This window comes from Mesorhizobium sp. M1078 (assembly GCF_040318615.1).
Classification (GTDB): Bacteria; Pseudomonadota; Alphaproteobacteria; order Rhizobiales; family Rhizobiaceae; genus Mesorhizobium.
Window position 1 is genome coordinate 15,077 of sequence record NZ_JAMYMP010000014.1, and the last position, 23,137, is coordinate 38,213.

Below are 23,137 nucleotides of genomic sequence, written 5' to 3' on the forward strand. Positions count from 1 at the left end.
GAGCCTTGCCCGTGTCAACCGCAAGCGTGCTGGATAGAGGCCGAGAATGGCTTTGGCCATCAAATATCCGCCATCTCGGCTCCACGCCATTGCGCGGCCGAAGGCGGGCTGGAATGGTGCGGCACCCGCAAGCCGATTTGGAGACCTCTATGCGCCTGTTGTTTGTGTCCGCGAGCCTTGCCGTTCTGGCAGCCGCCTCCATCGCGCAGGCGCAGGAATGCGACCGCAACGACGACAGCCAGCAGATGATGAACATCTGCGCCGACGAGGACTATCGGGCCGCCGATGCCAAGCTCAACCAGGCCTACAAGGATCTCGTCGGTCGCAACGACGACAAGGGCAGGAAGCTGCTGCAGGTCGCGCAGCGCGCCTGGATCGCCTTCCGCGACGCCGAATGCGCCTATACGACGACAGACAGCGAGGGCGGCTCCATCCATCCGATGGAGGTTTCACAATGCCTGACCGAACTGACGGACCAGCGCATCAAACAGCTCACCGCGGGCGCCAATTGTAGGGAAGGCGATGCGAGTTGCGCCAGCCCCGACGAGGACGGGGATCTGAACGACGAGCTGCAATAGGGCTCGAGCCACGCCCTCGCGCAAAGTGCCGGAATGGCTTAGCTACGGCGGCTGATGCGCGTGAAATGGCCCATCTTGCGGCCTGGGCGCGCTTCCGCCTTGCCGTAGAGATGCAGCATCAGATCGGGCTCGGCGAGCAAAGCGGGTACGCGCAGCACATCGTCGCCGATCAGGTTTTCCATGATGCAGTTTGAATGCCGGCCAGGGTTGCCCAGCGGCAGGCCGGCAATGGCGCGGATATGCTGCTCGAATTGCGAAACGATGCAGGCGGCTTCCGTCCAGTGGCCGGAATTGTGCACGCGCGGCGCCATTTCGTTGGCCAGCAGCGTGCCATCGGCAAGAACGAAGAACTCGACGCCGATGACGCCGACATAGTCGAGGGCCGCCAGGATTTTCGCTGCCGACCCCTGTGCCGTCGCCGCCGTCTCCAGCCTGATCTGGGCCGGCAGGGTCGAGGTATGCAGGATGCCGTCGCGGTGGACGTTCTCAGCCGGATCGTAGGCGGTGACCGCGCCGTCCAACCCGCGCGCGGCGATGACCGAGATTTCGCGCTCGAAAGCGACGAAGGATTCGAGGATCAGCGGCACATTGCCCATGGTCTCGCATGTGCCGGCAAAGCCGCCCGTCTCCATGTTGCGGAAGACGCGCTGGCCCTTGCCGTCATAGCCCATGCGGCGGGTTTTCAAGATGCCGCTGCCACCGAACTCTCTCAGCGCCGCCGTCAGCTCGTCGTCATTGTCGACGGAGCGGAAATCCGCTGTCCTGATGCCGATGCCGTTCAGGAATAGCTTCTCCGCCACCCGGTCCTGGGCGACTTCCAGCGCCCTGGGCGGCGGATAGACCGGGACCTTGGCGGCGAGCGCGCCGGCAGCCGCTACCGGCACATTCTCGAATTCGTAGGTGACGACGGCGCTGACTGCCGCCAGTTCGGCAAGGGCGTCCGCATCGTCATAGGCGGCGGTGATCTGGCGGTTGGCGACCTGAGCCGCCGGGCAATCGGCCTGCGGTTCGAGGATAATTGTGCGGTAGCCGAGGCGCGCTGCGGCAACAGCCAGCATGCGGCCGAGCTGGCCGCCGCCGATGATGCCGATGCTCGATCCGGCGGGCAGGCTCACGGCGCGTCCGTCGGTTCGGTGGCGACCCTGGCGGTTTGGGCGGTGCGCCAGGCATCCAGGCGGGCGGCAAGTTCTTCGTCGTGCAGCGCCAGCACGGCGGCCGCCAGAAGGGCGGCGTTGGCCGCACCCGCCTTGCCGATGGCAAGCGTGCCGACCGGAATGCCGGCCGGCATCTGGACGATGGAGAGCAGCGAATCCTGGCCGGACAGCGCCTTCGATTCGACCGGCACGCCGAACACCGGCAGCGGCGTCATCGCCGCCGTCATGCCGGGCAGGTGGGCGGCGCCGCCGGCGCCGGCGATGATCACCTTGTAGCCGGCCGCCTTGGCGCCTTTGGCGAAATCATAGAGCCGGTCCGGGGTGCGGTGGGCGGAGACGATCAGCCGCTTGTGCGGAATGCCCAGCGCCTCCAGCGTTTCGGCGGCGTGGCGCATCGTCGCCCAGTCGGACTGGCTGCCCATGATGATGGCGACGTCGGCGCGGTGGTCGGTCAAGCGCATGCTCCCGGCGGTAAAGGCGCGCCTTAGCGGAATTCGGGCTGGCCCGCAAGGATGGCGGCCGCCGCAGCCTAGTCCGGCCAGCGCAGGGCGCCGGATGAATCCTTTCGCGGCTGTCTCATCGCATCCGCCGGCCTGTCGGCCGCGGTGAGCAAGGCGCGGAGGCGTTCGGCGACGATCTCGGCCTCGCCTGGGTGCAGGTTGCAGGGGTCGAGGAAGAAATGGCCACGCTCGACTTCGTGGTTGCGCACGATGATGGGCGGCGATCCGGCCGCCAATGCCGAGGCGAGGCCGGCGGCACTGAAGCGGCTTTCGGGGGAGACGAAGATCTGCAGCCGGTCGAGCGGATTGGCGGTCGGGTCGGGAATGATGTTTGCGACGATGCCTGGTATTCCCTGCAGCGAATCCCTCCATAGATGGAGCGCCGCTTCCTCGCGTCGGCGGATGCCGGCATGGTCGCGCTTTTCCCAGGCTTCGAGCGCCGCGATGGTGCCGGCGATGCTTTCCTTGCCGACCTTCATGGCGCGGGCGACGCCGCGGTTCTGCAGATAGGCGGCGCGGACCAGATCCTTGCGGCCGGTGACGATGCCGCTGGTCGGCCCCGAAAGGAATTTGTGGCCGCTATAGACGACGATGTCGGCGCCGCGCGCCAGGAAGCTGCGCAGGTCATATTCGGAAGCCGCATCGACGATCACCGGCACGCCCCTGGCGTGGCAGATATCGCAGAATTCCTCAAGGGAAAGCATGCCGTATTGCACGGTGTGGTGCGCCACGACGTAGAGCGCCGCCGCCGTGCGCTCGTTGATAGCCTCGCGCACATGATAATCCTGCGTGACGCTGACCGTGCCGGCCGGAATGACCTTGGCGCCGGCGACGCGGATCGACTGGTCGATCGGTGCGCCGTAATTGACGATATGGCCAAGCTGGATGACGACTTCGGACTTCAGGCCTTCGGTGTCGTCGGGCAGCCGTTCGATCGCCAGCAAATTGGTGCCGGTCATTGCCCCGGCGATCGCCATTGTGATGCCTGAGGCGCAGCAGGCGGTGATGAAGCCGGCCTCGCCGCCGGTGAGGCGGGCGGTGATCACGCTTGCGGCGCGCTGCAGATCGTCCATCTCCACCCATTGCGAGGCGATCTCGGCCATGGCGCTGATCGCCTCGGGAACGATGATCGAGGCGCCGAGCGTCGTCATCGTGCCGGAGACGTTGATGATCGGCCGCAGTCCCAGCCGTTCACGGATCGTGGTGTTGGAGCCGGTGTCGGAATAGGTTTTCATGTTCAGCAATCCCTTGACGGTCAGGCGGCGATCTCGACGACCGCTTCGATTTCGACGGTGATGTTTCCAGGCAGCGAGCCGACCCCGATCGCCGAGCGGGCATGGCCGCCGATCTTGTCGAAGACGCTGGCGAACAGGTCCGAGCAGCCATTGACCACTTTCGGGTGGTCGCTGAAGGTCGGCGTCGCATTGACGAAGCCGAGCAATTTGACGACGCGCACGATGCGGCCGAGATCGCCGGCGGCGGCGTGCATGACGGCGAGCAGGTTGAGGCCGGTGAGGCGGGCATGCTCATACGCCTGCTCGGCGGTGACGTCCTCGCCGACCTTGCCGGTGCACAGCGTGCCGTCGGCGCGCAGCGGCCCTTGACCCGAAAGAAAGATCAGCCGGCCGCTTTCCGCATGGGTGACGAAATTGGCGATCGGCGTCGGCGGCTCGGGCAGCGTCAGGCCGAGCTCGGCGAGCCGGATGTAAGGCGTCATGGAAGAATTCTCCTTGGGCCGGCCTGTTGTTTTACGCAATTCCCAAGGGAAAGCGCTTCGCGCTTTTCCCGGGAAAACCGCTTACACTTTTCCTGGAATTGCTTTGGGCCGCCCATGTCAGAAATGCGAGGCGCGGAACCGCGCCAGGAAAGAGCGCAGGCGCTCATTGGTGGTCTCTTCGGCAAGGATCTCCTTCGGCGGGCCAACAGCGCTGACACCGCCATCGGCCATGAAGACAATGCGGCTCGAAGCGTCGCGGGCAAAGGCCATCTCGTGCGTGACCATCACCATTGTCATGCCGTCTTCGGCCAGGCTGCGCACAACGGCCAGCACCTCGCCGACCAATTCGGGATCGAGCGCGGAGGTGATCTCGTCGAGCAGCAGGATCTTTGGCTCCATGGCGACTGCCCGCGCTATGCCGACGCGCTGCTGCTGGCCCCCGGAGAGTTCCGCCGGCAGGCTGTCGGCCTTGTGGGCGAGGCCGACGCGGCTCAGCCAATGCTCGGCGATCTGGCGCGCCTCGGCCTTGCTCTTGCCGCGCACCTTGGTGAGGCCGAGCATGATGTTGCCGGCGGCGGTGAGGTGCGGAAACAGGTTGAAGCTCTGGAACACCATGCCGGTTTCGGCGCGCATATTGGCAAGGTCGCGCTCGCTGCGCCGCTGGCGCGCGCCGGCCTCACGAAAACCGACCTCCTTGCCGTCGATGCGGATCGAACCTGAGTCGTAGCTTTCGAGAAAGTTGACGCAGCGCAGCAGGGTGGTTTTGCCGCTGCCGGAAGGGCCGATGACGGTGACCACCTCGCCCCTGTCCACCTTGAGGCTGACCGAGCGAAGCACCTCGACCGAACCAAAGGCTTTCGAGACCCCGGCAATGTCGAGAAGGGCAGCATTGTCGTTCGAGCTTGTGGCCATCGTGCTAGTCCCGGATGAAGGCAAAGCGCCGTTCCAGCCGCCGGCTGGCGTAGGAAAGCGCATAGTTGACGGCGAAATAGATCAAGGCGCCGAGGATGTAGAGCGGCATCGCCTCATAGGTGCGGCCGATGACCTGGTTGATCGCCTGCATCAGGTCGGTGATGCCGAGCAGCGAGACCAGGGCGCTGCCCTTGACCGCATCGGTGACGCCGTTGATCCAGGGCGGCAGGAAGCGCCGGAAGGCCTGCGGAAAGATGACGTAGGTGAGCCGCTGGCGGAAGGTCAGCCCAATCGCCATCGCCGCCTCGGACTGCCCTTTGGGAATGGAGCCGACGGCGCCGCGGAGATACTCAATGACCTGCGCGGTCTTGAACAAGGTGAGCGCCAGCACCGCCGCCGAGAAGGATTGCAGATGCAGGCCGATGGCCGGCAGGCCGTAATAGACGAAGAACATCAGCACCAGGATCGGGATGCCGCGGATGGTGTCGGAGAAGATGCGCACGGCCCAGCGCAGCGGCGCCGGGCCGTAGACCAGGCCGACGCCGAGCGCGACGCCGGCAATCAGCGACAGCACCACGACCAGCAGCGACACCCACAAAGTGATGGCGAAGCCCTGGGCGAGGAACGGTACGGCGTAGAGGATCTGGCTCAGCATGTCAGCGCGCAGCCCTGAACCGGCGTTCGACCAGCCGCAGCCCGAAGAGCAGGGTGTAACCGGTCACCAGGTACATCGCCGTCGTCACCAGATAGACCTCGACGATGCGGAAGGTGTTGAAGTTGATCCACTGGGCGCCGAAGGTGAGCTCGGGCACCGAGATCACCGATGCGATGGACGTGTCCTTGAACAGCGAGATGAAGGTGTTGGACAGCGCCGGCAGCGTGATGCGCAGCATGGTCGGCAGGCGCACGTGAACCAACCGCTGCCAAGGCGTCAGCCCGATCGCCTTGCCGGCATCGAGCTGGCCGCGCGGCACGGCTTCCAGGCCGGAGCGGAACACCTCGACCAGATAGGCGCCGCTATAGACCGACAGCGTCAGCACGAACGAGGTCGGCGCGTCGTAGGCGACGTCGATCACCGTCGGCAGGCCGTAGAAGACAAGATAGACGAGCAGGATCAGCGGCACGTTGCGGATGAATTCGACGTAAGCCGCAATGATGGCGCGCACCACGCGTCCGGCCGAGACATACCAGACCGCCAGCACTAGGCCGATGACGACGCCGATGGCAATCGAAATCACGGCAAGCTCGAGGCTGAGCAGAAGGCCGCCCCACAGCTTGTCGAAATGGCGCCAGATCAGGTTGAAGTTGAGCGTATAGCCCATGCGTCTCCCGCAATAACCAAGGGGATGCGAACTAGAAGGCGGAAGGGCTAACCCTTCCGCCAGCGCTTGTCAGACAACCGGGAAACCGGGATGGCGGGCCGGGGGCTCCTGGCCGAAATAGTCCTTGAAGGCGGCGTCGTAGAGTGCGGTCTCATGGCCGAACATGGCGATGGTGAAGGTCTGGTTGACGAAGGTCAGCCAGTCCAGGTCGCCCTGCCTGACCGCCGCGCCGTAGAGCATCGAGTACCAGCTCTTGCCGGCATCGAAATATTTGTCGGGGTTGCGCGAGGCCAGCCAGCGCACGGTTGAAAGATCGACAGCGGCGGCATCGGCGCGTTTCGATTCCAGTGCCTGCAGCACATTGGCCTGGGTGTCGAACTGCAGCACCTGCGCCTCCGGCAGGGCGTAATGGACCGAGCTTTCGGCATCGACATTCTGCAGGATCGAGATGCGCGTCGCCGAACCACCGGCGAGCAGCTTGTCGAAGGTCTTGTTTTCCGCCGTCGGCAGCGTCAGCAGGGCGACGCCCTCGACATAGTATGGCCTGGAGAAGTGGATCAGCTGCGAGCGCTGCGCGGTCATGGTCATGAACTGGATGGTAATGTCGACCTTGTTGGTGGTGACATTGGGGATGCGCTGCGCCGGATCCTGCATGACGAACTCGACCTTGCTCGGATCGTCGAACAGACCCTTGGCCAGGATGCGGCCCATGGTGATGTCCATGCCGACTAGCTCGCCGGCATCGTTTTCGAAATGCCATGGCGCGTTGGTGCTGCCGGTGCCGACGATCAGCTTGCCGCGGTCAAGCGCGGTGCGCAGAACGCTGTCGGATGCGGCTTGTGCCGCCGCCTTTTCGGCGCTGACAGCGGTCATCACGCCCGCCGTTGCAAGCCCGGCCATGCCCAGTTTCAGAAAATCTCGCTTGGATGCGTCGTTCACTGCGACCTCCTGTTGTTTGAGTTCCCCTACAGACACACGTGTCGCCGACCTGAATTGTCTCTTACAATAGACATATGTATCCTATACAAGACAGATACTAACATCAGGAATCAGTTATGCAAGACAGCAATGGACTCACGGATCGGGCGGAGCTTGGTCCAGCCGAGAGCCCGACGCCCGACAAGACCTCCGGCTCGCGCGAGAAGGGCCTCAACCGGGTGCTGGAGATCCTGGACTTCCTGCATGTTACGCAGCGCGCCATCGGCATTGGCGATCTCGCCAAGGGGGTGAATGCGCCGCGCTCCACCACCTACACGCTGGTGCGTTCGCTGGTCGATGCGGGTCTTTTGGAGATGGAGGGCGACGGCAACCGGGTCTATTTCGGCAAGAAGCTCTACCTCTATGGAATGGACTATGTCCGGGGCAACGACCTGCTTAGGCGGGGCCGGCAGGAGGTCGACAATCTGTCGCGCGAGACCGGCGAGACCTCCGAATTGTGCATGCTGCAAAGCGGGCGCTATACCATCGTCCATTCCAGCCCCGGCACCAGGCCGTTCCGCATCAGCTCGGCCACTGGCCTGCAGATCCCGCTGCCATGGACGGCATCGGGGCGGCTGCTTCTGGCCGGATTGGAAAGGGCCGCCATCCAGGACATGGTCTCGGAAGACGACCTTTTGCTGCCCGACGGCCGCAGGCTGCAGTTCGACGACTTCATTGCCGATATCGCGACGGCCAGAACGACCGGCTATTGCATCACTTCGGGGCTGGTCGACGCCTACACCAAATGCCTGGCCGCCCCTGTCTTCGCGGCCGCCGGCAAGGTCGAGGCGACGATGTGCCTGGTGGTGCCGATCGACACTTCAGCGGAGAAGACCGACGAATTGCTGACGTTGCTGCGCCATCGCGCGGCGCGGCTGTCGATAGCGGGGTGAGCAGTTAGGCCCCGAGGCCGTCGGCTAAGCGATGATGTCCGGAATGATCTTGTCTTCCAGCGCCATCAGCCGGTCCTTGAGGAAAAGCTTCTTCTTCTTCATGCGCTGGATCTGCAAGGGGTCGCAGCCCATGGCGATCATCGCATTGATGGCCGCGTCGAAATCGGCATGCTCCTGCTTCAGGCGGGAAAATTCGAGGCGGACATCGGCCTTTTCCTGGTCGGACATTCTCTACCGTCTGCATGTCTGCGGCGCCCGGCAATGGGCATGATTGGGCGGGGGCGGCATCAATTGCCGCCGGCGCGCAGCCAATATCACATATCACATTGTCGTGGAATGCTACCACGCAGCATTCGACATCGCAGCCGGATGGTGGCAGACTGTCATGGTGCCGTCACAGATGCGACCTGCGGTGGACGTGCCTTTGACGGCTGCAATCGAGGAAACCATGAAAGGGAGAACCAATCATGTCTCTTGCATCCCATCTTGATGAGTTGCAGCGGAAACACGGTGATATCGAACGCGAGATCGACGATGCGATGAACCATCCATCGGTCGACGACCTCGAAATCGTGAATCTGAAGCGACGCAAGCTGGCACTCAAGGACGAGATTGAAAAACTGAAGGCGAAACCGACGAGACACTGACGCCCTTCCAGGATTAGACGCGCCGCCTTGGCGCGTGACTATCGCTCCGGTGGCGACATGCCGCCGGAGGCCTGTTTTTGCTACTGATTCCGATACTGTTGGCCGGCGAAACCCGTCTGTGGGGTCGCCGCGCTGCTGCGATTTGGCGGCTCTGCTTGTCTGTCGCCATTGACAAGCCATCTTTGCTCCTCCACCTCATGCCCGAACCTCAGCGCTATGCGCTGATAGCTGATTGAGCGTGCGTCGACGTGGACGTGTGTCGCTCGGGTGATCAAGAGGCTGCCGGCATGACCGGGTATTTTTCCTCCCCCTTTGCGCGCCGGACATCGGTCGGCGTCGATGTCGGCGGCGTGGTCGTCGGCGGCGGCGCGCCGGTCGTCGTGCAGTCGATGACCAACACCGACACGGCCGATATCGACCAGACCGTCGCGCAGGTTGCGGCTTTGCATCGCGCTGGCTCCGAGATCGTGCGCATCACCGTCGATCGTGACGAGAGCGCCGCCGCCGTGCCGCGCATCCGCGAACGGCTCGAGCGGCTCGGCATCAATGTGCCGCTGGTCGGCGACTTCCACTATATCGGCCACAAGCTGCTGGCCGACCATCCAGCCTGCGCCGAGGCGCTGGCCAAATACCGCATCAATCCCGGCAATGTCGGCTTCAAGGACAAGAAGGACCGCCAGTTCGCAGCGATCGTCGAAATGGCGATCAGATACGACAAGCCGGTGCGCATCGGCGTCAATTGGGGGTCGCTCGATCAGGAGTTGCTCACCCGGCTGATGGACGAGAACCAGCGCCAAGGCTTTCCGCTGACGGCGCAGGAAGTAACCCGCGAAGCGATCGTGCAGTCGGCGATCCTGTCGGCCGAAATGGCCGAAGAGATAGGCCTCGCCCGCGAAAAGATCATCCTGTCGGCCAAGGTCAGCGGCGTGCAGGATTTGATCGCCGTCTACACCGAGCTTGCCACGCGTTCCAACCATGCGCTCCATCTTGGCCTCACCGAAGCCGGCATGGGATCCAAGGGCATCGTCGCCTCGTCGGCTGCCATGGGCATCCTCTTGCAGCAAGGCATTGGCGACACCATCCGCATCTCGCTGACGCCGGAGCCGAATGGCGACCGCACGCGTGAGGTGCAGGTCTCGCAGGAACTGCTGCAGACCATGGGCTTCCGTCAGTTCGTGCCGATCGTCGCCGCTTGCCCCGGCTGCGGCCGCACGACATCCACCGTGTTCCAGGAACTCGCCCAGAACATCCAGGCCGATTTGCGCAAGAACATGCCGGTCTGGCGGGAGAAATATCCCGGCGTCGAGAACCTCAAGGTCGCGGTGATGGGCTGCATCGTCAACGGCCCCGGCGAATCCAAGCACGCCGATATCGGCATATCGCTGCCCGGCACCGGCGAGATGCCGACTGCGCCCGTTTTCGTTGACGGCAAGAAGTCGGCGACGCTGCGCGGTCCGTCGATCGCCGCCGATTTCGAAAAAATGGTTGCCGACTATATCGAGCAGCGGTTTGGACAGCACGGCAAAGCCGCGGCCGAATGAGCCATGCGGGGGCTGCTCAAAGCCGGTGTGATCCTGCTCTGCGGGCTGGGTGCCGGACAGGCACTTGCCGATCCACCGCAATCGCGCTCGGCGGCGAAACGATTGATCGGCCGTGTCTGTGACCTGATCGAGACGCATGCCGAGCGGAACGGCCTGCCGAAGGATTACTTCGCCCGGCTGATCTGGAAAGAAAGCCGCTTCGATCCCAATGCGGTTAGCCCGGTCGGTGCCGAAGGCATCGCCCAGTTCATGCCGGGCACCGCCAAGATGCGCGGGCTGGCCGATCCTTTCGACATCGAGCAGGCGATCCCGGCTTCGGCGAAATATCTCGGCGAGATGAAGCTCGCCTACGGCAATCTCGGCCTCGCGGCGGCCGCCTACAATGCCGGCGAGAACCGGGTGTCGCGCTGGCTGGGTTCGGGCGGCTTCCTGCCGATGGAGACCGAGAGCTACGTCTTCGACGTCATGGGCGAACCCGTCGACAAGTTTTCCGACAGCGCTTACGCCGGGACGGTCGAGCCGCTCGACGCGAAAACCGGCTTTGCCGTCGCCTGCCGCAAGCTGCCGGTGATCATGTCGAGAACCGTGGCGATGGCGTCGATCAATGTGAAGCCATGGGGCGTGCAGGTGGCCGGCAATTTCCGCAGGGGAGCTGCGATCAATCAGTGGCTGCGGGTCAGGAGCCGGTTTCCGGCGCTGCTTTCCGGTCGTGACCCGGTGGTCAGCCGGGTGCGCACGCCGATCGGCCGACGCGGCATCTACGCCGTCAGGATCGGCGTCGACGACCGTGCCGCCGCCAACGTCATCTGCCAGAAACTGCAAAGCGTCGGCGGCGCCTGTATCGTCGTGCGCAACCGATAGGCCGAGGGGGCGACATGACGGCCAAAATCGTCCTGCTTAATGGCGTCGGCAGCGCCGGCAAAAGCTCGATCGCCAGGGCGCTGCAAACGATCGCCACTGAACCGTTCCTGCATGTCCAGATGGATGCTTTCATCGACATGCTGCCGCCGGCGCTGCAGGATCATGCCGACGGGTTTTCCTTTGAGACCGTGCTGGAAGACGGCAAGCCGTCGGTGGTGATCAGGAGCGGGCCGGTCGGCGCGCGAGCCATGCGCGGCATGCGCCATGCCATCGCCGCCACGGCCGGGCAAGGCAACAATCTCATTGTCGACGACGTGGTCTTCAATGACGAGATAGCGGAGTACCGCATGCTGCTGTCGGGTTTCGATCTGCATCTGGTCGGCGTCATGGCGCCGCTGGAGGTGCTGGAAGCGCGCGAGGCCGCGCGCGCCGACAGGCTGCCTGGCTTGGCGCGCTGGCAATATGGACGCGTCCACAACGGCATAGACTACGACCTCGAAGTCGACACCAGCCGGCTGACGCCGCTTGAATGCGCCCGTCGCATCCAGGAAAGATTCCGACTATAGTGGCCGGTGTTCTTTTGTTGCAATCATAGCTCTTCCAATCGCCCGAAAGCGATAGTCACCCATCATGTGCAGGGTCGTGGCGATTAAATATTAATGAGCCCTGCTGTAGCCAAAGAGGTCGATATCTCGACGAGAGCTTTTGCGATCGTCAAAAAGGCGGGGCATGGGGGCGGTGGCAAATTTCCTTAGACGCGTTGTAAGTGAACTTGAAACGCCGCGCGCCAAACGGCCGTTCGGTTCTGGCTGGCTGTCCGGCTCGATTGGCTTGCTTGCCGGGGTCACCGCCCTGCTGATGGTCATCGTGCTGCGCTACCCGTCGCTTACATCGATGCCGGATCTGGCCCCCATCCACCAGATGCTGTTCTTCAAGCCGGTGCTCTATTTCGTCCTCATCTCCGGCTATATCCTGGCGATCCTCAGCATGACGCTGCGCAGGCAAAAGACGCTCGGCGCGGCAGCGATGTTCACTGTGCTGCTGGCGTCGCTGGTCGGCATGCTTCCGGTGCGCCATCAACTGCACATCGAAGGGGTGTTCTTCGGGCTTGATTTCTTCATCCTTAACGCCCTGTTCATGGGTGTGCTGTTCGTTCCGCTCGAACGTCTTTTCGCGCGCAACAAGGATCAGACCGTGTTCCGCGACGAATGGCGCGAGGACCTGTTCTACTATCTGGTCTCATCGCTGCTGGTGCAGATTTTGACCTACCTGACCTTGGCGCCGTCCAACTTCGTCAATGCGCAGGGCGCCCTTGGTTCGGTGCGCGCCTGGGTCCACGACTTGCCGTGGCTGGTGCAACTGCTGGCGGTAATGTTCCTGACCGACTTTGCCCAGTATTGGGTGCATCGGGCCTTTCATCGCATTCCCTGGCTGTGGAAGTTCCATGCCGTGCACCATTCCGCCAAGTCGATGGACTGGATTGCCGGTGCGCGCATGCATTTCCTGGAAATCATCGTGCTGCGCAGCCTGACGGCCACCCCGATGTTCGTGCTGGGGTTCGATGAATCGGCTATCCAGACGTATATATTGATCGTCTACGTCTATTCGTCTTTCATCCATTCCAACATCGGAACCAGTTTCGGTCCAGTCGAAAAGGTGCTGGTGTCGCCGCGTTACCACCACTGGCATCACGGCCTCGAGAAAGAAGCGATCGACGTAAACTTCGCCATCCATTTCCCGCTGCTCGACCGGCTGTTCGGTACCCACCATATGCCCGAAGGGCGCTGGCCGAACGGCTACGGCATTCACGGACATCCCGTTCCGAACGGATACTGGCAGCAATTCCTCTATCCCTTCCGGCGCGGCTAGACTGGAGTCCTTCGCGAAGCGCGCGTGTCACCGCGCCTGGCGAGGTTAGCCCAATCCATGACAAGCGACAGAGCCCCGAGATGCGTGACGGCTACATAATCTGCGGCACGCCGAGAACCGGAAGCACCTTGCTGTGCGGCCTTCTGGCCTCGACGAAAACAGCCGGCGATCCGCACTCGTTCTACCGGCGGCAGGACAAGGCGGAATGGGCAGAAGAGTGGAAATTGCCGCATCCCGATACGATGAGCGCGCATGACTTCGATGTCGCCTACCTCAAGGCGGCAATCAGCGCGGGAAAGGGCGGAACAGCCGTCTTCGGCTTGCGCCTGATGCGGGAGAACCTGGGTGAACTCTCGGCCATCCTCGACCGGATCTACCCAGACCTGCCATCGGACAAAGCACGCTTTGAAAAGGCCTTCGGGCGGGTCCTCTACATCCATCTTTCGCGCGAAAACAAGCTGGCGCAGGCGGTGTCGCTGATCAAGGCCGAGCAGACCGGGCTTTGGCACATCGCGCCCGACGGAACCGAGATCGAACGAGTCGCACCGCCGCAGGAACCCCGCTACGATTTCAAGCGGATCCAGCGCGAGCTTGCCGAACTCGAAGCCTATGACGCGGGCTGGAACGTCTGGTTCGCGAAGCAGGGGATCGTCCCGCTGCGCATCGGCTATGAGCGCCTGTCAGCCGATCCGGCAGCGGCATTGGCATCCATCTGCAAGGCCCTGGGCGTTCCGGCGCCGAATGCCGCCGACGTAAAGCCGGGCGTCGCCAAGCTCTCGGACGAGATTAGTCTGGACTGGATGCGCCGCTATCGTCTGGACGCGGCGATTTGATCAAGCCCTCTTTACCGCGACCGTTTCGCTGAGCCATGTGCCGATCTTGCTGCCGAGGCGGTCGGGCGACACCGGCTTGGGCAGATAGTCGTCCATTCCGGACTCGATACATTTGTCGCGGTCGCCCTTCAGTGCGTGCGCGGTGACGCCGATGATTGGTGTGTGATTGCCACTCGCTGCCTCCGCCGCCCGGATGGCGCGGGTCGCCTCGTAGCCGTTCATCTCCGGCATGGAGACGTCCATGAGGATCAGCTTCGGCCGCAGCGCCCGGTACATCTCGACGGCCGTGCGGCCATTGCTGGCGATGCGGTAGCTGAGGCCAAGCCCATTGAGGATTTGGCCGAACACCAGCTGGTTCACGTCATTGTCCTCGGCGATCAGAATATCGATCGGGCCGTTTGGCGTGGCGATCGATTCAGGCACTGTGGCCGCCGGAATTGCCGGGCCGCGAATGACGGTGAAGGCGGGTGGCGTCACGGGTGCCGCCTGCGGAACGACAGGCTCGCGAACGAACTGGGCCTTGCCGATCTGGGCCCGCGCTTTCTGGATGGCCGAGATGACGGTGCCGAGCAGGATGGCCGAGCGCGCCGGCTTGGTGAGATGCGCGGCGATGCCGAAATCGATGACCATCTTGCCGAAATCGACCTGGTCGACGGAGGTCAGCAGCACCACCGGGATGGCGGAGAGACGGCTGTCGGCGGAAATCGCCTTGGCGACATCGGCGCCGTTCATGCCGGGCATCTGGTAGTCGAGGATGATGCAGTCGACCGCAGCACCGAGTTGGCTGGCCCGGTCTAGAAAGGCGAGGCCGACGGCGCCGCTTTCGGCGGCCGCGCAGTCGAAGCTCCAGCTTCTGAGCTGCTCCAGCAAGATCTCGCGGTTGACCGGGTTGTCGTCGATGACCAGCACGCGGGCGCCGGTGACATCGACCGGCACGATCTCGTTGCGCGTGTCCTGCTGATGCGCCGGCAGCGGCACGGCGAACCAGAACACCGAGCCGCGGCCGATCTCGCTTTCGACGCCGATCTTGCCGCCCATCAGATCGATGAGGCGGGCGGCGATGGCAAGGCCGAGGCCGGTGCCTTCATGGCGGCGCGTCGACGAGCCGTCGACCTGCGCGAATTTCTCGAACACGTTCTCGAGCTTCTCGGCAGGAATGCCGATGCCTGTGTCCTCGACGCGGACCTTGAGCTGGACCATGCCGTCGACCACCTCGCCGCCGACATCGATCAGCACATGGCCCTTCTCGGTGAACTTCACCGCATTGCCGAGCAGATTGGTGACGATCTGACGGAACCGTCCGGCATCGCCGACGACATGGGCAGGCAGGCGCGGGTCGACACGCACGATCAGCTCGAGGTTCTTTTCGGCGACGCGCGCCGACACCAGTGTGGCCACGTCCTCGACCGCTTCGGCAAGCCGGAAGGGTGCAGGATCGAGCGTCAGCTGACCGGCATTGATCTTGGAGAAATCGAGGATGTCGTTAATGATGGTGAGCAGCGCATTGCCGGACTTGACGATGACTTCGGTGAAGGTTTTCTGGCGCGTATTAAGCTCGGTCTTGGCGAGCAGTTCGGCCATGCCCAGCACGCCATTCATCGGCGTGCGGATCTCATGGCTCATATTGGCCAGGAATTCCGATTTGGCGCGGTCGGCCGCTTCGGCCTTGAACAAGGATGCGGCGGATTCGGTGAAGGCGCGGCGGATCGCCTTTTCCATCGGCCGGAAGATCCAGAGGGCAACGATGGCAAGAACCGCGAACAGAAGGCCGCTTGCCCACAACAGCAGCCTGTCGCTGGAGGCGTCGGCCAGATGGCGTTCGCCATCCATGGCGGTACGCACACGCACCAGCATCGGCTGGACGAACAGGTCGTTCTGGTTGAGGATTTCGCGCGGGCTCCATTCGTCGGTCTGTTGCGCCGCCGACATCAGGTTGAAGTTGCGCACGATGTCGCGCGACGACCAGAACAGGTCGCCGTTGACGGCGGCCGACGAGAGTTCGTCCAGCGTTTTGGCCGACAGGCTCGGCTTGATGGCGGCCAACTCCGCGGACAGTGTTTCGATCTCGCCGGTCAGGCGTTGCGAATGGCCGCGCGCGGCGGCGGCAAGGCCGTCACGGGTTTCGGTGCGCCAGGCCGTGCTGGCGGTTTCGGCAAAGCTGGAGGCGTTGCGCAGGTCGCGGGTGAAGACGACGAGATTGCTGCTCAGTGCGTCGATGTCGTGGCGGAAGGAATTGACGCGATTGAGCGCAAACATCACCGCGGTGGAAGCCAGCGCAAAGATGAGCAATCCCGAGATGTAGCGGATCCGGATCGAGCGGATGAAGAAAGAATATTCCGGCATGCGCAACCCCAACACATACGCATCATTTTAACGGTCGGGATTACGCTTGATTTACATTAAAATTCCGTTCGCGCCTGGCGGGCCGTCAAGATCCTGGCTGCACGTGCCCGGAGTTGGCGCCATAGAGGGTGGCATCGCATTCGCGCATCATGCGCAGTGCTTCTTCCTCGGTCAGGCCGAACTTGCGCATCATGCTCCGGATTTCGGGGCCTACAGCTATCTCCACCGGTCTTGCCGCCTGGCGGGTCTTCCTGGCCTTTTTCTTGGACATCAGTACGTTTCCCGTCTTGACCGACACATGTTTCGCATCAGCCCTGGCCCGGCCTCACCGTGCTGCGCCAGACCATGGGCGCATGGCAGATCAGGCGGCTGCCAGCCTCCTCCCGCGCGCCGGTCGCGAGCCGCACGGCGCGCCTGGCGATCTCCTCGATCGGCGGCGAGAACGTCGTCAGCCGGTAAGAGGCCCAGTCGGCCTGTTCAATGTCGTCAAAGCCGATGACGCAGAGATCGCGGGGTACGTTGATGCCGAACTCGTGGCGGGCCGCATCGAGAAAGCCGCACGCAATCAGGTCGGTCACGCAGAACGCCGCATCCGGCCGCTGCCGGCCGGAAAAGAGCCGCCTGGCGCCATCGGCTCCGGTGGCATAGCCGGTGCGGCCCTCGCGCCACACGGTCACCTCCAGCCCTTCCTCCTGCGCGGCGGTAAGGAAGGCGGTTTCGCGGGAGAGCAGGCTGGGCGTGCCGGCAGCCGAGGTCACCAAAGCGGGGCGGGTACAGCCGGCCCGGATGAAGGCATGCAGCGCTGCCTCTGCGGCTGCAGCGTTGTCGACACCGATATTGTGCGGGCCGTCGAAGCGGTCATCGCGATTGATCAGCACCAGCCGCTGGCCGTTCTCAAGACAGGTGCGGATCAGCAACTGCGGCGGCGAGCCGGACAGAACGATGCTCGCATCGGCGCGATAGTTCAGCGTGTTGCGCAGCGCCTGGTCGACATGGTGGCTGGGGCCGGAGGTGTTGAACACCATGGCCATTTTGCCGGCGTCCCGCAGATGTTGGGTCAGCGCCTTCTGCAGGCGGGCATGATAGGGCGTGTCGCCATCGGCAACGATGAGGCAGACAATGCCGGTCGAAGCCCGCATCAGGCCGCGAGCCAGATGGTTGACGTGATAGCCGAGTTGCTCGGCCGCCAGCATCACCCGCTCGCGGGTTTCCCCGGAAACGGAAGCGCCGGGCGTGAAGGTACGTGACACGGCCGAGCGTGAAACCCCGGCGAGGTCGGCAACCTGCTGGGCGCTGGAAAAACCGGTGCGGATTCTCGGAACCGTCAAGCGAACGCTCTCGCTGCTGTTTTCGTGATTCTTTGCACGCCAGTGCAATGTAATGCAACTCTTCTGCCATTGCCACCCACCGCACTTGACAGGCATGGCCGAATGCAACAGCTTTGCACAGCCGTGCAATACAAGCCGGCTCAAGAGTGGCATCGGAGGAATACCTGTCCATTTCGCCGAAGACGGCATTGAGGGCGCGATTGTCCGGACCGGCTGCATGAGCAGGGCGGCGGCGCATCCGAAGGCGGACCGGCTGTCCAAGGCCGAGATGGACAGGCGTGCCGAGGTCTGCCGGAAACTGCTTGTCACGGCCGGGCAACTGGCGATGGAAGGCTATGCCCGGCAGGGCGCCGTCCAGCCGGTGGCGATGAAAGGCCCGCAGGATTTTCTCACTGAAACCGACGGCAAGGTCGAGGAGCACATCCGCGCGACGCTGGCAGAGGCTTTTCCGCAGGACGGGTTTTTGGGCGAGGAAGGCGGCGGCATCGGCTCTGCCCGCATGTGGGTCGTCGACCCGATCGACGGCACCGCCAATTTCATGCGCGGTATTCCGCATTTCTGCATTTCGATAGCTTTCGTAGAGGACGGCCGCAGCGAGATCGGCGGCATTGCCAATCCGGCCATCGGCGAAACGTATTTTGCCCGTCGCGGGCAAGGCGCTACTCGCAATGGCGCGCCGATCCATGTGTCGCCGACGAAAGCGTTCGACCGCACCTTTGTCGAATTCGGCTGGTCGCCCAGGATTCCCAATCGCGACTATCTGGACAAGGTGAGCCTTGTCTGGGCACTCGGCGCCAATGTGCGGCGCTCCGGCTCCGGAGCGCTTGGGCTGGCCTATGTGGCCGACGGCCGCTCGGATGCCTATGCCGAGCTGCACATCAATTCGTGGGACTGCCTGGCCGGATTGCTGCTGGTGGAGGAGGCCGGCGGCCGGGTGAACCGGTTCCTCGACGGCGACGGCATGGCGAAGGGCAATCCCGTGCTAGCGGCAGCACCCGGCGTTGCGGCGACATTGTCCCAGGTGATCGGAGTGCCGCTCGACGACGGGTAGATCGTTTCCAGTGAGAAGACAGGGAGGAATATCGATGAAGACATTTGACAGTAAGCGAGGCTTGCGCGTCGCCTGGCTTGGCCTTGGCGCGGCGCTGGCCATGTTCGGATTGGCGAGTGCCGCCCAGGCGGCCGACCGCAGCCTCACAATGTATTGCGCCGTCGACGAGGCCTGGTGCCGGGCGATGGCGACCACCTACCAGAAGGAGACGGGCGTCAGCGTCGACATGACCCGCATGAGCGCCGGCGAAATCTACGCCCGCCTCCGGGCCGAGAAGGACAATCCGCAAGCCGATATCTGGTGGGGCGGCACCGGCGACCCGCATCTGCAGGCGGCGGAAGAGGGCCTCACCCAGGAATACAAGTCGCCGCAACTGGCAAACTTGCGCGACTGGGCGCTGAAGCAGGCCGACAGGTCGAAGAACCGCACGGTCGGCATTTATCTCGGTGCACTCGGCTATGGCTACAATGAGGAAGATCTGAAGCAGCGCGGGCTGACCGCGCCGGCGTGCTGGGCCGATCTGGTCAAGCCGGAATTCCAGGGCGAGATCGAGATGGCCGACCCGAATTCATCGGGCACGGCCTGGACCATGCTTGCCACCATCGTCCAGCTGATGGGCGAGGACAAGGCATTCGACTATCTCAAGCAGCTCGACAAGAACATCGCCGAATACACCAAGGCAGGGGCCGCGCCGGCGCTCGCCGTCGGCAAGGGCGAGACGCTGATCGGCATCTCCTTCCAGCACGACGTCATCAACGCGGCCAAGCAGAACCCGGCGGTGAAGGTGGTTTCGCCTTGCGAGGGCACCGGCTTCGAGATCGGCTCGATGAGCATCGTGACGGGCGCCAAGCATGTCGAAGAGGCGCAGAAATTCTACGACTGGGCGCTGAGCCCGGACGCGCAGAAGCTCGCGGCGCCGAACGGCAGCTTCCAGATCCCGTCGAACAGCGCCACGCCGGTGCCGCCCGAGGCGCCGGACCTCTCGAAGATCAAGCTGATCGACTACGACTTCGCCAAATATGGCTCGTCGGCCGAACGCAAGCGGCTGTTGAAGAAGTTCACCGATGAGGTCCGCAATGGCGGCTGAGCGCGTTCTTTCGCGCTCACTCTAGCATCTGATCGCCGGCTGCCCCTCGCGGCAGCCGGCGCACCATCCTTGGCACAGAAAGACATTGAATGGCCGCGGCCGGTTCCATGGTCAGTTCCGCTCCTGGACGCAGCGCGCTCGCCTGGGTAATGGCCGCGTGGGCGAGCTTCGTTCTCTTGCCTTGGTACAAGGTCGAAGGCGGCTTCCTGTCGTTCGACTGGCTGGCACAGCCGGCGGATGCGACGCCGGCCATCATGCTGGCGCTCGGTGGCCGGCCCTGGCTGTTGCCGTTTGTCCTGCCGCTTCTGCTGGCGAGCTGGCTGGTGGCGCGCAACAACCCCAAGAGCCTGGCGGTTGCAGGCGCGGCGGGCCTGCTGTGGCTGGCCATCGAAGGCTTTTCCATCATCCATTCGGGCTGGGGATTTGGCTTACTTACCCAGATCGCCGGCACGCCGGGACCGATACAGCCGGGGCTCGGCTGGGGTGCGGCGCTCTATGCCGTGGCGATGCTGATGTTCATCGCCGAGGCGCTCGCCGCGCGCGGCTGGTGCAAGGGCGACCGCTTCGTCGTCGGCTCGCTCTCAATCGTGATTGCTTCGCTGATCCTGTTCGTCGCCTATCCGCTGCTGTCGATCCTCACCTCGGCCATCAAGGACAATGACGGCAATGTCGTGCCGGCGCTGTTCGTCGAAAAGATCTTCAGCGCCAATATATGGAGCCTGCGCTGCCTCTATGGCGAGGGCTCCTGCGGCGTCGCGTGGAACACGGTGGCGATCGCGGTCCTCGTCGGCTTTTTCTGCACGGCGCTTGGGCTGGCTCTGGCGCTGATTGCGCTTCGCACCAAGCTGCCGGCCAAATGGCTGCTGCGCGGCCTGTCCATCCTGCCGATCATCACGCCGCCCTTCGTCATCGGCTTGGCGCTGATCCTGCTGTTCGGCCGCGCCGGCATCGTCACCAACCTCATGTCGGTGCATCTCGGCATTCCGCGCAGCCGCTGGATCTACGGCATGGCCGGCATCACCATCGCGCAGGTGCTGGCCTTCACGCCGATCGCCTTCCTGGTTTTGGTCGGCGTGCTGCAAGGGGTCAGCCCGAGCATGGAGGAGGCGTCGCAGACCTTGCGCGCCAGTCGCTGGCGGACGTTTCGCACCGTCACCTGGCCGTTGATCCGGCCGGGCCTGGCCAGCGCCTTCCTGATCTCGTTCATCGAGAGCATGGCCGATTTCGCCAATCCGCTGGTGCTGGGAGGCAATTTCAACGTGCTGTCGACCGATATATTCTTCGCGGTGGTTGGCGCGGCGCACGACCAGGGCCGCGCGGCGGTGCTGGCGATCGTGCTGTTGATGTTCACGCTGGCAGCCTTCGTCATCCAGCGCCGCTGGATCGGCAGCCGCAGCTACGTCACCGTTGCAGGCAAGGGCGATGGCGGCGTACCGGCGACGCTGCCCAAGGCCTTGCGGATCGGCTGCTACGCCGCCGTCGTTCCGTGGCTGGTTCTGACCATCGTGGTCTACGGCATCATCCTGGGCGGCGGTTTCGTGCAATCGATCGGGCGCGACAACACGCCGACGCTCGAATATTTCCTCACCGCCTTTTCGATCGAGAAAGGCGTCAATGGCTGGTTTTTCAGCGGCTCGGCCTGGCCGTCGCTGCTGATGACCATCGGCCTGGCGCTGGTGGCGATGCCGTTCACCGCGGCGCTCGGCATCCTGACGGCCTATCTGCTCGACCGGCAGCGTTTCGCCGGGCGCACCATGTTCGAGTTCCTGGCGATGATGAGCTTTGCCATTCCCGGCACGGTGATCGGCGTCAGCTATATCCTTGCCTTCAACGTGCCGCCTGTGCAGCTGACGGGCACCGGGCTGATCATCGTCATCTCCTTCATCTTCCGCAACATGCCGGTGGCGATCCGCGCCGGGCTCGCCAATCTCGGCCAGATCGACAAGAGCCTGGACGAGGCATCGCTGACGCTTGGGGCGCGGTCTTTTGCTACCTTGCGGCGGGTGATCCTGCCGATCCTGAAGCCGGCGATCGTGACCGCGATGATCTACAGTTTCGTGCGCGCGGTGACGGCGGTCAGCGCCGTCATCTTCCTGGCGAGCGGCCGGTTCAACCTCGCCACGGTCTACATTGTCGGGCGCGCAGATGTCGGCGAATACGGCATCGCGATTGTCTATTCGGCGGTGATGATCGTCGTCATGATGGTCATCCTCATCGGCATCCAGCTGCTGGTCGGCGAACGCCGGCTCGGCCGGCGCCGCCCTGGTCCGGAAGCCGTTGTGGCAGCAATCTGATGGGGAGAAGCGGCGTGGATCAGACGGCGAAGACTGCTGCCCCGGTTGCGACGGACAGGCTAGCGGTGCGGTTCGAGGGCGTCACCAAGAAATATGGCGCGGTGACCGCCGTCGACAACGTCAGCTTCGACATCGCGCCGGCCAGCCTGGTGACGCTGCTCGGGCCCTCGGGTTGCGGCAAGACGACGACGCTCAGGCTGATCGCCGGGCTGGAACAGACCAGCACCGGGCGCATCCTGATCGACGACAAGGACGTCACCTTGCTGTCCGCCGCCGAGCGAGATGTCTCCATGGTGTTCCAGTCCTATGCGCTGTTCCCGCACATGAACGTGATGGAGAATGTTAGCTACGGCCTGCGGGCGATGGGGCTTGGCAAGGCGCAGGCAGCCGAGCGCGCCGCCGAAAAGCTGTCGCTTGTCGGCCTGTCCGGCTACGAGAAACGCCAGCCGAGCGAATTGTCCGGCGGCCAGCAGCAGCGCGTCGCGGTGGCGCGCGCCATCGTACTGGAGCCGAAGGTGCTGCTGTTCGACGAGCCGCTGTCCAATCTCGACGCCAAGCTGCGCCGGCGGGTGCGCGACGAAATCCGCAGCCTGCAGCAAGATCTGGCGCTGACCATGGTCTATGTCACGCATGACCAGGAAGAGGCGCTCGCCGTCTCCGACCGCATCATCGTCATGAACGCCGCTCGCGTCGCCCAGGACGGTACGCCGCGCGACCTCTACAACGAGCCGACCAACCGTTTCATCGCCGACTTCATGGGCGACGCCAATCTGCTCGACGTCGAGGTGCTTTCCAGCAATGCGACCAGTGCCAGGGTCAAGGTCGGACCCTTGCTGCTCGGCATGCCGGCTCGTGGCAACGCTCCGGGACCGGCGATGCTCGCTGTGCGCCCGAATGCCGTGCGCATCTTGCCCGGCCAGCCAGCGGGCACCATGAAGGGCCAGGTGGTCAAGAGCTCGTATCTCGGCGACCACATGGAATACCGGATCGCGATCAGCGATCCGGCGGTCGAACTGTTCGCGACATCGCCTGATGTCACACCCGCTGTCGCGGAAGGGACGATGGTCGGGATCGATTTCGATCCGGCGAAGATCGTGCTGATCAAAGACGATTGAACGCGCCGGGAAAACCGTTGCACACTGTCTGGCGTTGCTTGGTGACGCGTCACAACAGGCGGCGACCAGGGATTAGCGTTCCAGTTTGCATTGGGTTTAGATCGTTCTGTTTGC

At 63.7% G+C, this 23,137-nt stretch carries 24 protein-coding genes; 12 read left to right on the forward strand and 12 right to left on the reverse strand.

Going from position 1 to position 23,137, the window contains the following annotated elements; translation table 11 throughout:
• The first annotated feature begins 149 nt into the window (after nucleotides 1-149).
• Entirely contained in the window at nucleotides 150-578 is a 429-nt protein-coding gene (locus NKH38_RS19005; protein WP_352638712.1) for a lysozyme inhibitor LprI family protein, read from the forward strand.
• 38 nt (nucleotides 579-616) lie between these two features.
• Here the strand turns inward: NKH38_RS19005 and NKH38_RS19010 are convergent, their stop codons facing one another.
• From NKH38_RS19010 to NKH38_RS19045, 8 genes are all read right to left on the reverse strand, one after another.
• Nucleotides 617-1,693, reverse strand: a complete 1,077-nt coding sequence (locus tag NKH38_RS19010; protein ID WP_352762145.1) for a 5-(carboxyamino)imidazole ribonucleotide synthase — start codon at nucleotides 1,691-1,693, stop codon at nucleotides 617-619.
• Nucleotides 1,690-2,187, reverse strand: coding sequence for a 5-(carboxyamino)imidazole ribonucleotide mutase (purE, locus tag NKH38_RS19015; RefSeq protein ID WP_023706267.1), 498 nt, complete (start codon nucleotides 2,185-2,187; stop codon nucleotides 1,690-1,692). Before purE ends, NKH38_RS19010 begins: the two co-directional genes overlap by 4 nt.
• A 74-nt stretch (nucleotides 2,188-2,261) precedes the next feature.
• The gene (locus tag NKH38_RS19020) at nucleotides 2,262-3,467 is read right to left on the reverse strand and encodes an aminotransferase class V-fold PLP-dependent enzyme (protein ID WP_352762146.1); all 1,206 of its coding nucleotides are present in this window, start codon (nucleotides 3,465-3,467) and stop codon (nucleotides 2,262-2,264) included.
• A 20-nt stretch (nucleotides 3,468-3,487) separates the two neighbouring features.
• On the reverse strand, nucleotides 3,488-3,949 hold the full coding sequence (locus NKH38_RS19025) for a RidA family protein (RefSeq protein ID WP_352762147.1): 462 nt from the start codon (nucleotides 3,947-3,949) through the stop codon (nucleotides 3,488-3,490).
• Between the two features lie 117 nt (nucleotides 3,950-4,066).
• Complete coding sequence (locus NKH38_RS19030) at nucleotides 4,067-4,861, reverse strand: amino acid ABC transporter ATP-binding protein (protein WP_023673108.1); 795 nt, start codon at nucleotides 4,859-4,861, stop codon at nucleotides 4,067-4,069.
• Nucleotides 4,862-4,865: 4 nt separating this feature from the next.
• On the reverse strand, nucleotides 4,866-5,516 hold the full coding sequence (locus NKH38_RS19035; RefSeq protein ID WP_023684027.1) for an amino acid ABC transporter permease: 651 nt from the start codon (nucleotides 5,514-5,516) through the stop codon (nucleotides 4,866-4,868).
• Nucleotide 5,517: 1 nt separating this feature from the next.
• Nucleotides 5,518-6,183, reverse strand: coding sequence for an amino acid ABC transporter permease (locus tag NKH38_RS19040; protein ID WP_023693641.1), 666 nt, complete (start codon nucleotides 6,181-6,183; stop codon nucleotides 5,518-5,520).
• A 69-nt stretch (nucleotides 6,184-6,252) separates the two neighbouring features.
• Entirely contained in the window at nucleotides 6,253-7,083 is an 831-nt protein-coding gene (locus NKH38_RS19045; protein WP_352762201.1) for a transporter substrate-binding protein, read from the reverse strand.
• 155 nt (nucleotides 7,084-7,238) lie between these two features.
• Between NKH38_RS19045 and NKH38_RS19050 the strand changes: the two genes are divergently transcribed.
• Entirely contained in the window at nucleotides 7,239-8,054 is an 816-nt protein-coding gene (locus tag NKH38_RS19050) for an IclR family transcriptional regulator (RefSeq protein WP_023684025.1), read from the forward strand.
• A gap of 24 nt (nucleotides 8,055-8,078) precedes the next feature.
• Here NKH38_RS19050 and NKH38_RS19055 read toward each other — a convergent pair whose 3' ends face one another.
• Nucleotides 8,079-8,282 (reverse strand): YdcH family protein, encoded by a 204-nt coding sequence (locus NKH38_RS19055; RefSeq protein WP_023673103.1) that lies wholly within the window; start codon nucleotides 8,280-8,282, stop codon nucleotides 8,079-8,081.
• A gap of 239 nt (nucleotides 8,283-8,521) precedes the next feature.
• Here NKH38_RS19055 and NKH38_RS19060 point away from each other — a divergent pair, with 239 nt between their 5' ends.
• The 6 genes from NKH38_RS19060 (at nucleotide 8,522) to NKH38_RS19085 (ending at nucleotide 13,805) form a co-directional block, all read left to right on the forward strand.
• Nucleotides 8,522-8,701, forward strand: a complete 180-nt coding sequence (locus tag NKH38_RS19060; protein ID WP_023684024.1) for a YdcH family protein — start codon at nucleotides 8,522-8,524, stop codon at nucleotides 8,699-8,701.
• Nucleotides 8,702-8,988: 287 nt separating this feature from the next.
• Nucleotides 8,989-10,242: a flavodoxin-dependent (E)-4-hydroxy-3-methylbut-2-enyl-diphosphate synthase gene (gene ispG, locus NKH38_RS19065; protein WP_352544154.1), complete on the forward strand. Its 1,254-nt coding sequence runs from the start codon at nucleotides 8,989-8,991 to the stop codon at nucleotides 10,240-10,242.
• Between the two features lie 3 nt (nucleotides 10,243-10,245).
• Entirely contained in the window at nucleotides 10,246-11,103 is an 858-nt protein-coding gene (locus NKH38_RS19070; protein WP_023806511.1) for a lytic transglycosylase domain-containing protein, read from the forward strand.
• Nucleotides 11,104-11,117: 14 nt separating this feature from the next.
• Nucleotides 11,118-11,669 (forward strand): chloramphenicol phosphotransferase CPT family protein, encoded by a 552-nt coding sequence (locus NKH38_RS19075; RefSeq protein WP_352762148.1) that lies wholly within the window; start codon nucleotides 11,118-11,120, stop codon nucleotides 11,667-11,669.
• A gap of 163 nt (nucleotides 11,670-11,832) precedes the next feature.
• Nucleotides 11,833-12,972: a sterol desaturase family protein gene (locus NKH38_RS19080; RefSeq protein WP_502896610.1), complete on the forward strand. Its 1,140-nt coding sequence runs from the start codon at nucleotides 11,833-11,835 to the stop codon at nucleotides 12,970-12,972.
• 80 nt (nucleotides 12,973-13,052) lie between these two features.
• Nucleotides 13,053-13,805, forward strand: a complete 753-nt coding sequence (locus tag NKH38_RS19085) for a Stf0 family sulfotransferase (RefSeq protein ID WP_352762150.1) — start codon at nucleotides 13,053-13,055, stop codon at nucleotides 13,803-13,805.
• Here NKH38_RS19085 and NKH38_RS19090 read toward each other — a convergent pair whose 3' ends face one another.
• The 3 genes from NKH38_RS19090 to NKH38_RS19100 all read right to left on the reverse strand — a co-directional run bounded on the left by NKH38_RS19090 (nucleotide 13,806) and on the right by NKH38_RS19100 (nucleotide 17,476).
• A complete protein-coding gene (locus tag NKH38_RS19090; protein ID WP_352762151.1) occupies nucleotides 13,806-16,148 on the reverse strand; it encodes a response regulator in 2,343 nt (780 codons plus the stop codon). It lies immediately after the preceding gene.
• An 85-nt stretch (nucleotides 16,149-16,233) separates the two neighbouring features.
• Nucleotides 16,234-16,419 carry a hypothetical protein gene (locus tag NKH38_RS19095; RefSeq protein ID WP_023684018.1) on the reverse strand — a complete coding sequence of 62 codons (186 nt, stop codon included), beginning with the start codon at nucleotides 16,417-16,419 and terminating at the stop codon, nucleotides 16,234-16,236.
• A gap of 37 nt (nucleotides 16,420-16,456) precedes the next feature.
• Nucleotides 16,457-17,476, reverse strand: a complete 1,020-nt coding sequence (locus NKH38_RS19100; protein ID WP_084569953.1) for a LacI family DNA-binding transcriptional regulator — start codon at nucleotides 17,474-17,476, stop codon at nucleotides 16,457-16,459.
• Nucleotides 17,477-17,693: 217 nt separating this feature from the next.
• On the opposite strand from NKH38_RS19100, the gene NKH38_RS19105 reads away from it, so the two are divergent.
• The 4 genes from NKH38_RS19105 to NKH38_RS19120 all read left to right on the forward strand — a co-directional run bounded on the left by NKH38_RS19105 (nucleotide 17,694) and on the right by NKH38_RS19120 (nucleotide 23,023).
• A complete protein-coding gene (locus NKH38_RS19105) occupies nucleotides 17,694-18,527 on the forward strand; it encodes an inositol monophosphatase family protein (RefSeq protein ID WP_352762152.1) in 834 nt (277 codons plus the stop codon).
• Nucleotides 18,528-18,588: 61 nt separating this feature from the next.
• Nucleotides 18,589-19,614 (forward strand): ABC transporter substrate-binding protein, encoded by a 1,026-nt coding sequence (locus NKH38_RS19110; protein ID WP_502896614.1) that lies wholly within the window; start codon nucleotides 18,589-18,591, stop codon nucleotides 19,612-19,614.
• 89 nt (nucleotides 19,615-19,703) lie between these two features.
• Nucleotides 19,704-21,908: an ABC transporter permease gene (locus tag NKH38_RS19115; RefSeq protein ID WP_502896611.1), complete on the forward strand. Its 2,205-nt coding sequence runs from the start codon at nucleotides 19,704-19,706 to the stop codon at nucleotides 21,906-21,908.
• 14 nt (nucleotides 21,909-21,922) lie between these two features.
• A complete protein-coding gene (locus NKH38_RS19120; RefSeq protein ID WP_352762154.1) occupies nucleotides 21,923-23,023 on the forward strand; it encodes an ABC transporter ATP-binding protein in 1,101 nt (366 codons plus the stop codon).
• The last annotated feature ends 114 nt before the right edge of the window (nucleotides 23,024-23,137 follow it).